Source organism: Bacillus cereus group sp. N24 (assembly GCF_016483345.1).
Classification (GTDB): Bacteria; Bacillota; Bacilli; order Bacillales; family Bacillaceae_G; genus Bacillus_A; species Bacillus_A toyonensis.
The window spans coordinates 1-15,120 of the sequence record NZ_JAEHCA010000029.1 but is presented as its reverse complement, the minus strand read 5'-3'; the positions used below and the strand labels follow the sequence as shown (position 1 = coordinate 15,120).

The window sequence follows — 15,120 nt, the reverse complement described above, 5'->3', positions numbered from 1 at the left end:
TTGATTTGCGTAATAGCTTATTTGGGTATAAATAATGTAATGACTAATCCTGCCAAAATTACTTTGGGAGGATTTTTTTGTTCTCCCTTTATGAAAGGGATCGGTAATATGAAAGAGCTTTTAAAATTAAATGATGTGTATGTTGAAATAAAGGAAAATACTTTGTTAGAAAAAATGAATGTAGTAGTAAAACAAGGGGATATAATCGGATTAATTGGTAAAAATGGTGCTGGTAAATCAACGTTACTTCAATTAATAAATGGGAAGATTGAGCCATCAAAAGGAATTGTTGAGTGGCAGCAAATGAATATGACAACAGCATATGTTGAACAAGAAATAGAATCTTTTATTAGTAAGGATGTGATTGCAAAAGAAGCAGAGCTTCTTGCAAAATGGGGCGTGCCAACGAACGATTTTCGTACTTTAAGTGGTGGTGAAAAGCTGAAAGTTCGGTTAGCGAAAGGATTTGCGAAAAATCCTAATGTCTTAATATTAGACGAACCGACAAATCATTTAGATGAGATGAGTACGGAATTTCTCATTAAACAAATAAAAAATATGAAAGGTACAGTTATCGTTGTATCGCATGATCGATATTTTTTAGATGTTGTCGCAACAAAAATATGGTCAATTGAGGATAAAAAATTAATTGAGCATAGCGGTAATTATACGAGTTATATGAAAGCACGTGAGCAAAAAAGACAGACGCAACAACGTGAATATGAAAAGCAGCAAAAAAAGATTGAACAAGTAGAAACACATATAAAAGAATTAAGTTCATGGTCACAAAAGGCACACGCACAGTCTACAAAACAAGAAGGTGTTAAAGAATTTTATCGTGTAAAAGCGAAGCGAATGGATGCGCAAGTTAAGTCAAAACGAAAACGTCTCGAAAAAGAGCTAGAGAAAACGAAAGTAGAACGTGTGAAAGAGGAGTACTCAGTTGAGTTCTCTATTCAAGCGAGTAAAAAAGTAGGAAAACGCTTTTTAGAAGTAAAACAATTAAAAAAAGACTTTCATGGAAAAATATTATTTGAAAACGTTAACTTTACAATTCAGCACGGTGAGAAGGTTGCGATTGTTGGACCAAACGGTAGTGGGAAAACAACATTACTAAAGATGATTATGGGAACGGAAACTGTGGAAGGAGAAGTATGGGTTTCACCATCTGCAAACATCGGTTATTTAACACAAGAAGTATTTGATTTACCACTTGATAAAACGCCAGAAGATTTATTTTTTAAAGATTCATTTGAAGAAAGAGGGAAAGTCCAAAATTTAATGAAACATTTAGGGTTCCAAGCTTCTCAATGGAAAGAGCCGATTGAACATATGAGCATGGGAGAACGAGTGAAATGTAAGTTAATGGTTTATATTTTAGATGAAAAAGACGTACTCATTTTAGATGAACCGACAAATCACCTTGATCTGCCTTCACGCGAACAGCTTGAAAATACATTAGCGGAGTATAATGGAACACTAGTTATCGTTTCTCACGATCGATATTTTCTAGAGAAAACAACTAACACAAAACTCGTGTTTTCAAATCATACGATACTAAAACAGCTAGAAGAACCTCCTAAAACAAGAGATGAAATTGAAGAGTTACGTTTAACGTTAGAAACAGAGAGACAAGAAGTATTAGGAAAATTAAGCTTTTTAACTTCTAATGATAAAGAATATAAAGAACTTGATGAACGATTTATAGAACTTACGAAACAGATTAAGGCGCTATAATTATTTAGGGGGATTAACATGGGAGCAGAGAGTTCAACTAAGTTATTTAGAATAGACTGTGGAGATATATATCTACAAGAGTTTACTATGAAAGATACTGAGAGTATTTATAAAATATCGAATCAACCGGAAATAGAAAAATTTTTGCCAGACTGGAAATCAACGAAAGAACAGAGGGTTAATTGGATTATCAATGATGAAATACCAGCAAATAAAGCATTTCTTGAGGCAGTGAAAACTACGAATAACATAGATAATCATATGTTAAAGCTAGGAATATTTAAGCAAGCTACAAATGAATTCATTGGATGGTGCTGCACAGGTATTAAAGAAGAACTTCCTTCACCAAACAGAGAGATAATGTATGCTATCTCAAGTGAATATCAAAATAATGGCTATGCTACAAAAGCGACTAAAGGCTTAATTGACTATTTGTTTAAAAAAACAAATGTAAATGTCCTCAACGCAATTGCTTTAATTAAAAATGTACCATCAAATAAAGTTATTGAAAAATGCGGATTTACTTATATGAGCCAACAGACGATAGAAAATCGAATATTTAATCATTATGTATTGAGTAAATCAGAGTGGATAAAAAATATAGCTCTTTGAAGGGAGCTATATTGCATATGAAATCAGTAATAAAGCTTAGAGCTAAAACTCTGAGCTTTTTTTCGTACTATATGATAAGTTGTTATTCATTGTTTTAAAGTTGTATAGTTATTCTTTATAATATATTGCATGTTGCTTATAAAGAATACAAGGTGTTTCAGCGAATAGAAGTAAGAAGCATTGTATTCCATACCACTATACAAATATTATAAGATAGATATACGTTGATTATATATTGGAAATAGATTTGTTATCAGTTTTTTTAGAAATCTTACAAGCGTGTAAGATAAATGAAAGATGAATCAATATGTGCTATAAGACAATTCATTTACACTTTATAGTGAGCAGTGGAAATGAAGGGAGAATATAAATGGAAATTTTACATGCAAAAAGTATTAGTAAAGTATATAAAGGGAAAATACCTTTTAAAGCATTGGTAGATATTGATTTATCAATTCAAGAAGGTGAATTTGTAGGAATTATGGGACCATCAGGTAGCGGGAAAACAACATTATTAAATATGGTATCTACTATTGATTCTCCTACATCGGGAGAAATATTAATAAATGGTACAAATCCTTTTCAGTTATCATCAGACAGTTTAGCTTTATTTCGTAGGAAACAATTAGGATTTGTTTTTCAATCATTTAATTTACTTAGCACACTTACAGTGAAAGAAAACATTGTATTGCCGATGACACTAGATGGTGTATCTGTACAAGAAATGAACAAACGAGTGGAAGATATTGCAGAGAAATTAAATATTGCAGATATATTGAGTAAAAGAACGTTTGAAATATCAGGGGGGCAAGCTCAAAGAACTGCAATCGCTCGTGCTATCGTTCATAAACCACAATTATTACTTGCAGATGAACCAACAGGGAATTTAGACTCTAAATCTTCAAATGATGTAATGGAGATGCTAGATACTCTTAATAAAGAAGAAAAAGCAACGATGATGTTAGTTACACATGATCCGTATGCAGCGAGCTTTTGCAGCAGAGTTATATTTATTAAAGATGGTCAATTATATAATGAAATTTATTGTGGTGAAAGCAGGCAAGCCTTTTATCAAAAGATTATGGATGTCCTTTCTTTGTTAGGAGGCAAAAGGCATGACTTTTCGTCAGTTCGCGTTTAATAATATTTTTCGTAATAAGCGTACATATGCTGCTCATTTTTTAAGTTGTACATTTTCTATTATGATTTTCTTTACGTATGCCCTTTTATTATTTCATCCTGATTTACAAGGGGAGTTGAAATCGACAAGTGCAACAATAAGTGCATTTGGTACATTAGGATTTACAGTTTCGCAAGGCTTGATATTTGTTTTTTCATTTTTCTTTATTCTATATTCAGTAAGTTCATTTTTAAAAACGCGTAAGAAAGAATTTGGCATTTTAATGATGCAAGGTATGTCAATGAGGCAGCTAAAGAAATTATTATTAATTGAAAATATGTTAATTGGACTTGGGTCAATTTGTATAGGGATTTTCATCGGTCTCATATTTTCTAAACTAGTATTATTGATTAGTGCAAGTGTATTAATGATTAGTAATGGCTTACCTTTTTATATACCAGTGAAGGCCGTACTATTAACAGTCATCACATTTCTTTTCTTATTTTTAATCGTTTCGCTTGTTACTTTTAAAATGATAAAAGTAACGGAACTTGTGGAACTTATTCAAGCAGAGGAAAAGCCAAAGCCTGAACCGAAATTTTCCATTTTATTATCGCTACTTTCTTTAATTAGTATAGGCTATGGATATATTTCAGTATTTCGCTTTATCCCAAGTATTAATTTTATTACGCTCGGAATAGGTGTACTTCTAGTCATTATTGGAACGTACTTTTTATATACACAGTGTAGCGTGTATATATTGTATCTTGCTAAAAGGAGAGAATCTTTCTTTTTAAAGAGAACAAATATATTAACATTTTCAGAATTGATTTACCGTATGAAAGATAATGCAACGATGTTTTTTATAGTATCTATTATTTCAGCAGTTGCATTTACAGCAATAGGTACAACAGCCGCTCTTGGTAATAGGAATTTAGTGTGGATGACAAACCCATATACATTTCTGTATGAAAGCTCTGAAAACAACAAATTAGTAGATAAACATCTCTCTATTATAAAAAAACATCTCTCTGATGCAAATATTCCGTACCGAATGGCTTCATCTTCAAGTAAATTTACAGAAAGTAACGTAAATGTATTGAAATTAAGTGAATATAACGAACTTACGAGAGCACTAGGGTACCAACAAGAAACAATTGAAAAAGAAGATGAAATTTTACTAATTCCTGGGAGGGTGTCACAAAAACAAGAATTTAAAAATGGTGACTATAAAAAAAATATTGAAGTTATTCAAGGTGATTGGACAAAGACATTTCGTGTGAAAAAAACTGTTGGGGATTTAGTTTTACCACATGATTCTAGTAGTATTTATATTGCTGTTCAAGATCATGTGTATGATGAAATTCCTCTGACGAGTAATCCACAAGATGAAAATATTCAACATCGTACTTATGGATTTGTTGTAGATGATTGGATAAAAACGAAAGAGATTTCAAATCAATTAAAGAGTATACTCGATAAAGATCTTAGGGACAGAGATTTCTACTTTGAAGCTTTAACATTAAACTTGTTGGAGGCAAAGCAAAAGAATGGTTTATTACTTATGGCAAGTGTTTTAGTCGGAATTGTTTTCTTTACATTTGCTGCTAGTTTTATTTATTTCCGATTATATACTGATTTGGACCGTGATCAACAACAATATAAAATGATTTCGAAAATGGGATTAAGTAAACGAGAGTTAAAAAAAGTTGTAACGAGACAGTTAGTATTAATGTTCTTCTTACCGATTGTTGTTGCGGTGATTCATACTGTAGTTGCGTATACGGCACTACAACAATTAGTCAGTTTTTCTATTTTAAATAGCTCGATCGTTATTTTAATTTCATTTATATGTATACAAGTTTTATATTTCTTTATTACTCGTTGGCGTTACCTACAAAAGCTTTATAAGACTATGGAGCAATAGAGGATATTAACTAATAAAATTACAGAAAAGCATGTAAAAAATGAAATGAATTATGAAAGGAACCGTGATGAAAAGAACTTTAACTATTTTTATGTTAACTATACTATTTTTGATAAGCTTTAGTGCATGCTCTAAAAAGGACAACGCATTTCCTGCAAACGGTGTATTGATTATTGGAGATGAAAATAATATTTCACCAATTATTAATCGTTATCAGGAAATTACGAAAGAAAATGAAGTGTTTTCTGTGAAAAAAAGTGAAGTTGGAAATGGACATGTCTTAATTTTAAATGAATCTACAGCACTAGCGTTGATTAAAGAAAAAGTTTTTCGTAAACGAGATAATGACTCCGATTATATTATAGATACGTTACCGAAATTCCCAAAAGAAGGATCGCTACTGTTTACAAGTGAAGACGAAAAGACTATGAAAAATATTAAAATAGAAGGAAAAGAGATTCCTGTTACATACGATAGTGACGCTTGGATAGGTAACAATCGTAAATATCCAACGCAATCGTATGTGATCGTAGCAAAAAATAGTGTATATAAGGAAATAAAAGCAAATGAAACGAAAATGCATCTTCTTCAATTTAAGAAATCTTTAGGTGACGAAAGGCCTAAAATGTCGACAGATAATACAATGGTTAATGAAAATGTCAAAGTAAAAAAGCTAATTAAAGGTTTGGAAGGAGAAGTATCTTTTCAGTTTGTAACGATTGGAGAAAAATCTTAAAAAAGAGTTCGAGGTTGATAGAAACTATATCAACCTCGAACTCTTTTTAGTTATATGCCATTTAGATTACATTACTTCATTTAATCGAGTCTCGTTTGTTTCCTCAATCACATTGGGGTTTTGAACCGAATTACTTTGAGCTTCTTTTTCTTTACGAGACTTTTGTAGCATTTCAAGGATGATCCATAATGGAACACCTTTATCCTTTAACATCTTCCATAAATCTAATTCGTTAAATTTATGCTCAGGCTGTTTCATTTCTTTTTCAGATGAACGAATATCGAACTTGATAGGATCATTTGCTTTCTTACCTTCAAGTTTAGTAGAAGAGATAGTATTATGCTCAAGGTTAGATGGAGTTATTTTAGTAGGTTGAGCTAATGTATGAATGTTTGATCCGATTTGCATGCTTTTTCCTCCTTTTCAAGCAATAAAATTAGTTTTCTTATGATTGTTAAATTCATGTAACATGAGGAAACTACATTCAATTATAAATTCAAATAATCAGATTTACAAGTTGTATTGTAAAAAGTAAATGTTTACTTGAATTAATATTTATCAACATTTGTGTATGTTTTCTATATATACAACGTATATAAAATACTTTACATTATGTGTAAGTTAAAAACTGAATGTGTCAATATTTTTCACGGAAAAATGAAAGCGTTTAATTAGGGGGAGAAAGTATGGGAAAGTTATTTTTAAAAGTATGTTTTTTCACATTAGTGACTGTTTGTTCATTCATAGCGAAAACAACTTACGCTGAAGAGAGGCAACAAAATAATTATCCTATCATTTTAGTGAATGGATTTGCTGGATGGGGTAGGGAAGAAATGTTAGGGGTAAAATATTGGGGTGGTGTTCATGATATACAGGAAGATTTAAAAAGAAATGGCTATACAGTACATACGGCTGCTGTTGGTCCTGTTTCTAGTAACTGGGACCGTGCATGTGAATTATATGCACAAATTAACGGTGGAATTGTAGACTATGGTGCGGCACACGCTGAGAAACATGGACATAATCGTTTTGGTAGAACTTATAGTGGATTTGCACCAAATTGGAGTGAAACAAATAAAGTTCATTTAGTTGGGCATAGCATGGGTGGACAAACGACAAGAACATTAGTGCAGTTATTAAAAGAAGGCAGTTATGAAGAAAAAGACTATGTGAAAAATCATCCGAACGCAAAGATATCACCACTATTTGAAGGCGGTAAATCGTATGTTCATAGTGTTACAACTTTAGCAACTCCTCATAATGGCACAACACTCGCGGACGGAAGTCTTCTATTGCCGTTCGTTAAAGATTTACTCATTACAGCTGCGAGTTTAGGAGGAAACAATAATTTATCATTATATGATTTTAAATTGGACCAATGGGGTATGAAAAAAAATGCTGGAGAGTCCTTCTTCCAATATACTGATCGGATTTTAAATAGTTCAATTTGGGAAAATACAAAAGATATTAGTCAATGGGATTTAAGTACTGATGGAGCAAGGGAGTTAAATAGTTGGGTAAAGACGCAATCGGATGTGTATTACTTATCGTATAGTGGACATGCATCACAAGCAGCACCTATAACAGGTTTACAACTACCTCATATTACAATGAACAAAGTGTTAATGGGGAATGCATTTTTCTTAGGTTCCTATGCAAGATTTGAAGAAAATCGCCCATTAATTGATACATCTTGGTGGCAAAATGACGGTGTAGTAAATACAAATTCTATGATTGCGCCTTCAACTAGTATTGCTGTAAATAATAATGAGTTTTTACAGGTTGGAAAATGGAATCATATTGAAACGAAAGCAAATTGGGATCATTTAGACATGGTAGGACTAAGCGTTTCAGACACGTTAGGTTTTTCTAATATTCAAGAGTTTTATAGAACAGTTGCAGAAAAGTTATCGCGGTTACCGCAATAGTTAATAATAAAGCGCTCTCGATGGAATTCGGGAGCGCTTTATATTATATTGAAAGAGGGATATGGAAGAAAAATATGGGGGGATATTATGAAAATACAAGTTGTTTTATCAGGATACGGGACAGTAGGAAGAGAGTTTATAAAATTAGTAAACGAAAAATATTTATATATATACGAAACATATGGAATCCATTTAGTTGTAAGTGGCGTATTAGGTAGAAATATTGCAATACATAATGAGGAAGGTTTGTCTATTCATCATTTATTAATGTATGGTAGCGGTACTGCAGCAATTGAAAAGTATATAGAACATCACCCGAAAGACCGTGCAACAAGTGGGATAAGTGGTACTGTATTGGTAGAATCAACAGTTACAAATCTTAAAGATGGAAATCCGGGAAAAAAATATATAAAACAAGCGATTGAGAAACATATAGATATTGTTGCAATTTCAAAAGGTGCACTCGTTACTAACTGGAGAGAAATAAAGGCAGCAGCAAAAGAAGCGAATGTACGAATTCGCTATAGTGGCGCAACTGCTGCAGCACTACCGACATTAGATATTGGACAATTTAGTTTGGCTGGATGCAATATTGAAAAAATAGAAGGAATATTAAACGGGACAACTAATTATATTCTTACAAAAATGTATGAAGAAGATGTTACGTTTGAAGAAGCACTGAAAGAAGCGCAAAATAAAGGAATTGCTGAGACGAACCCAATATTAGATGTAAGTGGTTCGGATAGTGCGTGTAAATTATTACTTTTGGTAAACAGCTTGATGGGTGTTGAGAATATGCTTACTGATATGCATATAAAAGGAATCGAAAATGTTACAAAACAACAAATTCGACATGCCAAGGAACAAAACAATTATATTAAATTAATAGCTTCAGCATATAAGGATATGGATGGTAAAGTGAATCTTAATGTAGAACCGCTTGAAATAGAAAAAGACCATCCACTAGCAAAAGTAAATGGAACTGAAAAAGGAATAACATTCTTTACAGATACAATGGGACAAGTTACTACAATTGGTGGAGCTTCTAATCCACGCGGAGCCGCAGCAGCTGCTTTAAAAGATGTAATTAACTTATATCGTAGAGATTTATAGAAGTAAAACTCACACCTTCAAAATTCGGATGGAGAAAAAAAGTTAGGTGGGAGCCTTTTAGCCCATATATGTCCGATTCGGGCTAAAAATCGGTGGGGGATGAATAAAATTCCCACGGATTAAAGTTTCACTTTATAAGACCGTACCGCTGTTAATAAAAAATACATATATAGTGGACCTTTTGAGAATGAAATAAATATGCAAAAATAATTGCAGGGGGTAAGAAATTGTTTAAAGATTTTAAAGTTGTAAAAGATCGTCCCGTTTATATTCAATTAAAGGATTATTTTAAAAAGATGATTATGAAAGGGCATTTGCTCGGTGATCAAAAGATCCCATCAACAAGGGAACTGAGTGAATTATTATCAGTGAGCAGAAATACAGTACTCTCTGCTTATGCGGATTTAGAACAAGAAGGACTCATTTATGCAGTAAAAGGAAAAGGGAATTTCGTTGCGAAGGTGGATATATCTAACACTTCGTCTGTTGAAATAGATTGGAAAAATAAACTTAATACAGTTACCACATTAGCGGATGAATTAGACTTAATGAAGCATGGAGTCCGCTGGGAAAAAGGAATGGTTGTTTTTAATAGTATAGCCCCGGACGAAAAGCTATTTGATGTTGAAAATTTCAAAAGAGCTTTTCTTACTCGTATGTCCATTGAAGGGGATATCGTATTGAACTACGGATATGCAAAAGGTTACCGCCCGTTAATGAAATATCTACTTCATTACATGGAAATAAAAGGTGTAGATATTTCGAACAAAGATATTTTAATTACAAATGGATTTACAGAAGGATTAGATATTGTACTATCTTCCTTAGCGAAAAAATCAGGGCGTGTGATTTGTGAGAATCCAACTCACCATGCTGCATTGAAACTTTTTCGCTTACATGGACTTGAAGTTCATGGGATAGATATGAATGATGATGGTATTGATACGACTGAAGTAGAAAAAAGTTTACGTGAAAAGGATTTTGATTTTGCGTATTTAATTCCTTCTTATCATAATCCAACTGGTATTGTTACAAGTTCGGAGAAAAGAACGGAATTGATGAGGTTATTTTCGAAATATAAGGTTCCTATTATAGAGGACGGATTTAATGAAGAATTACGTTATTCAGGTTCACATTTATCGCCACTATTAACTTTTGCAGGGGCTGGTAATAATGTGATTTATATTAGTAGCTTTTCGAAGGTACTTTTCCCTGGTTTACGTGTAGGGTGGATTATTGCCGATAAAGAACTGATTCATTATTTAGAAAGTGTTAAAAGAGCAAGAACCATTCACACATCTACGTTAGATCAAGCTGTTTTGTTTCAATATTTACATGAAGGATATTTTGAAAAATATTTAAAAAAGGCAAGATCTGTTTACAAGAAAAAATATGAGTTAGCCGTTGGGGCTTGCAATCAGTACATTCCGTTTAAAAGGATGACTGGAGATGGCGGACTTCATTTGTTTATAGAGTTGGAAGAGAAAATTCACGCTCGCACACTTTTACAAAAGTGTTATGAGAAAGGTGTAACGTTTTCTCCTGGAGATGTTTTTTATTCTGATGGAGGGGGAGCGAATACATTCCGCTTAGGTTTTTCACGTTTGAAGGAGAAAGAAATAGTTAGTGGGATTCAAATAATTGGTGAAACTTTAAAAAATGAAATTTGGAGTTGAGAAAATGAGAATTGGCGTTATTATGGGAGGAGTATCCTCTGAAAAACAAGTATCAATTATGACTGGAAATGAAATGATTGCACATTTAGATAAAAATAAGTATGAAATCGTTCCAATTACGTTAAATGAAAAAATGGATTTAATTGAAAAAGCGAAAGACATTGATTTTGCATTGCTAGCATTACACGGAAAATACGGAGAAGATGGTACGGTTCAAGGGACGCTTGAGAGTTTAGGTATTCCATATAGTGGCAGCAATATGTTATCTAGCGGTATATGTATGGATAAAAATATTTCGAAAAAGATTTTGCGTTATGAAGGAGTAGAAACACCAGATTGGATTGAACTTACAAAAATGGCGGATCTAAAGCTTGATGATTTAGATAAGTTAGGATTTCCGTTAGTGGTAAAACCAAACTCAGGCGGCTCGAGTGTTGGTGTAAAGATCGTCAATGATAAAAATGAATTGATCTCAATGCTGGAAACTGTATTCGAATGGGATTCTGAAGTAGTAATTGAGAAGTATATAAAGGGTGACGAGATTACATGTTCAATTTTTGATGGTAAACAGTTACCTATCGTTTCAATTCGACATGCAGCTGAGTTTTTCGACTACAATGCAAAATACGATGATGTTAGTACAATTGAAGAAGTTATTGAACTTCCAACTGAAATTAAGGAACGTGTAAATAAAGCGTCATTGGCTTGTTATAAAGCATTAAAATGTAGTGTTTATGCAAGGGTTGATATGATGGTGAAGGACGGAATTCCATATGTAATGGAGGTTAATACATTACCGGGGATGACCCAATCAAGTTTACTGCCAAAAAGTGCAGATGCCGCGGGGATTAATTATAGTAAACTATTAGATATGATAATTGAAACTTCATTAAGAGTGAGGAAAGAAGAAGGTTTTTAAGATAATTATACAATTAAAACTTTTGATAGTTCCACGAAGTATGCTATGATAATTACAATACGACAACTAAATATTTATCCACTAGGGGGGCCTTTTGTAGGCTGAGATCAAACATAATTTTGAGACTCTTAGTACCTGATCTGGTTAATACCAGCGTAGGGAAGTGGGAAGACGATTATATTTAAAGAATACATTAATATTGTCTATTTCACTTTCTTTACGCCTGTAAAGAAAGTTTTTTTGTTTTACAGATTTAATAACTGTGGATAAATACGTATATTTTATACATTATTGGAGGAATTTAAATGACTTTTTCACAAACATTACGTAAAGAAGTAGATTCTATTTGGGAGGCAAGTTTTCATCATCCTTTTGTAAAAAAACTTGGTGAAGGTACGTTAGATTTGGCAAGTTTTCGTTATTACGTACTTCAAGATTCATATTATTTAAGTCATTTTGCTAGAGTACAAACTTTAGGAGCTGCAAAGGCTCTAGAATTAGAAACGACAGCTCGCATGGCACACCATGCTCAAAATACATACGAGGCAGAATTATCATTACATGAGAATTTCGCAAAGAAATTAGGAATTACGGAAGAAGAAAAAGGTCATTTTATCCCTGCTCCAACTGCATATGCGTATACTTCACATATGTACCGTGCGGCGTATGAAGGGCATTTAGGGGATATTATCGCAGCAATTTTACCTTGCTACTGGCTATATTATGAAATTGGTGAACGTTTAAAAGAATGCCAGCCAGAAGAGCCGATTTATAAAGAGTGGATTTCTGCTTATGGAACTGATTGGTTCCGTACTTTAGTTGAAGAGCAAATTACACGATTAGATACTATCGCTGAACAAGTGACAGAGTCTGATCGGAAGCGTATGAAACAGCATTTCATTATTAGTAGTCAATATGAATATTCATTTTGGGAAATGGCTTATACATTAGAAAAATGGCCAGTGGATACAGAAGTAAAAGATGTAATTGGATAAAGAGTAGAGGTATTGTTATACATATGTATGGATAATACCTCTTTATATGATTTCAAAAAAGGGGTATCGCAAAAAAGACGTATCAATCTAAGTGCGTCTTTTTTTCAATTTTCTTCAATTAGCAATTTCATGGAGAACTTGCTGGAAAAGTAGAATGAAAAGCCCTAATCAGGGCTTTTTTTGTAGGAATTTCTTAACCGTCATTGAGTCCTGTCACTAGTAGGTGTTTTGACGCTACGACGGACTAGATCGATTATTCGGCTAGTGAAGTATATAAAAAAGTTAGGAATATCCGAAGGTGCTCTCAGAAAGTATATGGGAGTGTTATAACGAGAGGCATTTACAGTACAGAAAAATCTAAGCGGCATACGGGAATACATAGGATACGGCATCATGGTTATTGAGAAATGAATTGAACTTAGTAAGCATGAAGATATGACGCAAGAATTCACATTTTATAATTTCTATTTATAAAAATGAGCCCATAGTAAAAATAGGTATATGAACAAGGTGCATTGTCTAGTGATAGGTCATATTTTAAAGGTGTACGCATTGAACTTAGTTTATACCGCTATTTCTACTTAGATTTAACGAACAGAAATATAGGAAAGCATCGATGAAGTTAAAGCTTATAAACGGAGGTCATGAAAATGAACAAGTTTCAACAAGAACTACAAGCGTTAAGCCTTAATGATTACCAGTCTGGAAATATTGTGTATTGGGACCAGCAAAACCAATATCCATATTACTATTTTGAAGATGCTGCTCGTCGCTGTGGCGGTTGCGGTCGTTGTGGCGGTTGTGGCGGTCGTTGTGGTGGTGGATTCCGTTGTATTGGTTGCTTTGGTTGTTTTGGTTGTGGTGGCTGTGGCGGTTGTGGTGGTTGTTCTAATTGTTCTAATTGTTTTAATGGTTTTAATGGTACCACTGATACTACTGGTACTATTGTAACATATGAATATTGATAAGAGGAAAAAGGAATCCACTTTGTTAAGCTTTATACAATTTTATAAAAAAGGTAAATCAAAACACACGTAGCATCCTTTAATTTAAAGAAACAATTTATCTCACATTTAACAATTGCCAATTTTAATGCTTTCTCCCCGTATTTTTTAAGACCTTTTGTTGTCATATCTGAGTTTCAGCTCATTCTCTTACATGATATGAAATATGTGAAAATCAGTATGAATGGTGGAAGTGAGCACAACTTTAAAAACCATTTATTGGAATTAGTGAATTGCACGATTAGATGCTATCGCTGAACAAATGACAGAGCCTGATCGGAAGCGTATGAAACAGCATTTCATTATTAGTAGTCAATATGAATATTCATTTTGGGAAATGGCTTATACATTAGAAAAGTGGCCAGTGAATATAGAAGTAACAGATTTAATTGGATAAAGAAAAGAGGTATTGCTATACGTAGGTATGGGCAATACCTCTTTTTTAGGTTTTTGTAAAATTATTGTAAAAATCATAAATAGAACACATAATATATATTTAATAACTCTAGTGTATGACATTATAGATATAAAGGAGTGCTTTATGTGGTAATTACTTTTAACTTTTATAAAGGTTATTGGCATTTTTGAGGAACAAGATGCACTTCGAAAAGAGTTGAGCGAAGTAACGAAACTGTACGAAGAATTAAAAGCTATAAAAGGGAAACTGGCGCAAGATCTTATCGCGAAAACGAAAGTACGCTTGGAAGCAGAAGATGCATTTGAAAGCATGAAACAACAGTTACAAACTCGTGAGGAAGATTGCAATACATTACTCAACGAATTCAATGCGATTACGGAAAAGAATCATGAATTAGAGCATGACCTTCGAAAAATGCATATAAATGTACGTGCTGCAGAAGAAACAGCTGCGAAAGAACGTGAACATTATTTGGAGTTACAAGGTAGATTAAAAGCGCTTGGTATGGCGCTCAAGGCAGTCTTGTAGGTGGATGGTATGAAACTGACAAAAGAAGAACGCAAAGAGCTCACATACCAAATTGGCGATATTATCGAAGAGAAATGTAGTTGTGTGCATACCAGGTGTTTGCTAGTGCATTATATAACGTTTCTTACGTTGATAGGTTGAATCCTAACAATCTTTACGTGGGTTTTAAGTTTTTGATAAAGATCAAATTTGAATTTTGTTAAGAAAGATATACTTTTTTATGATATAGATTAATTTTTGGACATTAAATTTACTTAGAAACTAAAAAAGTCCCTCCAATTAGGTGAAGTGACCCCCGAAAGTTAGACAGGTCGTTTCATTAGGCAGCCTCTAGGGTATGAGCCCGGTATTGTACCGGGCTCATACCCTAGAGCTGTCTCTTATACACATCTCCGAGCCCACGAGAC

Annotated in this window: 13 protein-coding genes, 1 pseudogene and 1 riboswitch; of the genes and pseudogenes, 13 read left to right on the top strand and 1 reads right to left on the bottom strand. The window is 33.2% G+C overall.

The genetic code is table 11. The features are described from left to right. Positions 1-108 precede the first annotated feature (108 nt). The 5 genes from abc-f (at position 109) to JDS95_RS26005 (ending at position 6,132) form a co-directional block, all read left to right on the top strand. Positions 109-1,737, top strand: coding sequence for a ribosomal protection-like ABC-F family protein (abc-f, locus tag JDS95_RS26025; RefSeq protein ID WP_085450811.1), 1,629 nt, complete (start codon positions 109-111; stop codon positions 1,735-1,737). Between the two features lie 18 nt (positions 1,738-1,755). Next, positions 1,756-2,349, top strand: a complete 594-nt coding sequence (locus JDS95_RS26020) for a GNAT family N-acetyltransferase (RefSeq protein ID WP_085450742.1) — start codon at positions 1,756-1,758, stop codon at positions 2,347-2,349. A 370-nt stretch (positions 2,350-2,719) separates the two neighbouring features. After that, on the top strand, positions 2,720-3,490 hold the full coding sequence (locus tag JDS95_RS26015) for an ABC transporter ATP-binding protein (RefSeq protein ID WP_000404264.1): 771 nt from the start codon (positions 2,720-2,722) through the stop codon (positions 3,488-3,490). After that, positions 3,465-5,396: an ABC transporter permease gene (locus JDS95_RS26010; RefSeq protein ID WP_000144138.1), complete on the top strand. Its 1,932-nt coding sequence runs from the start codon at positions 3,465-3,467 to the stop codon at positions 5,394-5,396. Before JDS95_RS26015 ends, JDS95_RS26010 begins: the two co-directional genes overlap by 26 nt. 67 nt (positions 5,397-5,463) lie before the next feature. After that, positions 5,464-6,132: a lipoprotein BA_5634 family protein gene (locus JDS95_RS26005; RefSeq protein WP_000831685.1), complete on the top strand. Its 669-nt coding sequence runs from the start codon at positions 5,464-5,466 to the stop codon at positions 6,130-6,132. A gap of 66 nt (positions 6,133-6,198) precedes the next feature. Here the strand turns inward: JDS95_RS26005 and JDS95_RS26000 are convergent, their stop codons facing one another. Then, positions 6,199-6,540 carry a DUF3914 domain-containing protein gene (locus JDS95_RS26000; RefSeq protein ID WP_001165487.1) on the bottom strand — a complete coding sequence of 114 codons (342 nt, stop codon included), beginning with the start codon at positions 6,538-6,540 and terminating at the stop codon, positions 6,199-6,201. Positions 6,541-6,818: 278 nt separating this feature from the next. Between JDS95_RS26000 and JDS95_RS25995 the strand changes: the two genes are divergently transcribed. The 8 genes and pseudogenes from JDS95_RS25995 (at position 6,819) to JDS95_RS25960 (ending at position 14,713) form a co-directional block, all read left to right on the top strand. Continuing rightward, positions 6,819-8,060, top strand: coding sequence for an esterase/lipase family protein (locus JDS95_RS25995; RefSeq protein WP_000517088.1), 1,242 nt, complete (start codon positions 6,819-6,821; stop codon positions 8,058-8,060). Between the two features lie 87 nt (positions 8,061-8,147). Beyond that, positions 8,148-9,173, top strand: coding sequence for a homoserine dehydrogenase (locus JDS95_RS25990; protein ID WP_085450741.1), 1,026 nt, complete (start codon positions 8,148-8,150; stop codon positions 9,171-9,173). Between the two features lie 227 nt (positions 9,174-9,400). Continuing rightward, the gene (gene pdxR, locus JDS95_RS25985; RefSeq protein ID WP_000471598.1) at positions 9,401-10,849 is read left to right on the top strand and encodes a MocR-like pyridoxine biosynthesis transcription factor PdxR; all 1,449 of its coding nucleotides are present in this window, start codon (positions 9,401-9,403) and stop codon (positions 10,847-10,849) included. Positions 10,850-10,853: 4 nt separating this feature from the next. Next, on the top strand, positions 10,854-11,768 hold the full coding sequence (ddlB, locus tag JDS95_RS25980; RefSeq protein ID WP_002043544.1) for a D-alanine--D-alanine ligase: 915 nt from the start codon (positions 10,854-10,856) through the stop codon (positions 11,766-11,768). A 73-nt stretch (positions 11,769-11,841) separates the two neighbouring features. Beyond that, positions 11,842-11,947, top strand: a riboswitch (TPP riboswitch). A 126-nt stretch (positions 11,948-12,073) separates the two neighbouring features. Continuing rightward, positions 12,074-12,763, top strand: a complete 690-nt coding sequence (tenA, locus tag JDS95_RS25975; protein WP_000144533.1) for a thiaminase II — start codon at positions 12,074-12,076, stop codon at positions 12,761-12,763. 644 nt (positions 12,764-13,407) lie between these two features. Continuing rightward, positions 13,408-13,728 (top strand): heterocycloanthracin/sonorensin family bacteriocin, encoded by a 321-nt coding sequence (locus tag JDS95_RS25970; protein WP_199690871.1) that lies wholly within the window; start codon positions 13,408-13,410, stop codon positions 13,726-13,728. A gap of 271 nt (positions 13,729-13,999) precedes the next feature. Further along, positions 14,000-14,164: pseudogene (locus tag JDS95_RS25965) on the top strand (thiaminase II); the annotation flags it as partial. A 216-nt stretch (positions 14,165-14,380) separates the two neighbouring features. After that, positions 14,381-14,713 carry a hypothetical protein gene (locus JDS95_RS25960; RefSeq protein WP_085450739.1) on the top strand — a complete coding sequence of 111 codons (333 nt, stop codon included), beginning with the start codon at positions 14,381-14,383 and terminating at the stop codon, positions 14,711-14,713. The last annotated feature ends 407 nt before the right edge of the window (positions 14,714-15,120 follow it).

Coding starts and splice junctions, on each gene's coding strand:
- JDS95_RS26000 (WP_001165487.1), bottom strand. CDS start 6,540: ATGCAAATCGGATCAAACATTCATACATTAGCTCAACCTACTAAAATA.
- JDS95_RS25970 (WP_199690871.1), top strand. CDS start 13,408: ATGAAAATGAACAAGTTTCAACAAGAACTACAAGCGTTAAGCCTTAAT.
- abc-f (WP_085450811.1), top strand. CDS start 109: ATGAAAGAGCTTTTAAAATTAAATGATGTGTATGTTGAAATAAAGGAA.
- JDS95_RS25995 (WP_000517088.1), top strand. CDS start 6,819: ATGGGAAAGTTATTTTTAAAAGTATGTTTTTTCACATTAGTGACTGTT.
- JDS95_RS26020 (WP_085450742.1), top strand. CDS start 1,756: ATGGGAGCAGAGAGTTCAACTAAGTTATTTAGAATAGACTGTGGAGAT.
- JDS95_RS26010 (WP_000144138.1), top strand. CDS start 3,465: ATGACTTTTCGTCAGTTCGCGTTTAATAATATTTTTCGTAATAAGCGT.
- ddlB (WP_002043544.1), top strand. CDS start 10,854: ATGAGAATTGGCGTTATTATGGGAGGAGTATCCTCTGAAAAACAAGTA.
- JDS95_RS26015 (WP_000404264.1), top strand. CDS start 2,720: ATGGAAATTTTACATGCAAAAAGTATTAGTAAAGTATATAAAGGGAAA.
- tenA (WP_000144533.1), top strand. CDS start 12,074: ATGACTTTTTCACAAACATTACGTAAAGAAGTAGATTCTATTTGGGAG.
- JDS95_RS26005 (WP_000831685.1), top strand. CDS start 5,464: ATGAAAAGAACTTTAACTATTTTTATGTTAACTATACTATTTTTGATA.
- JDS95_RS25990 (WP_085450741.1), top strand. CDS start 8,148: ATGAAAATACAAGTTGTTTTATCAGGATACGGGACAGTAGGAAGAGAG.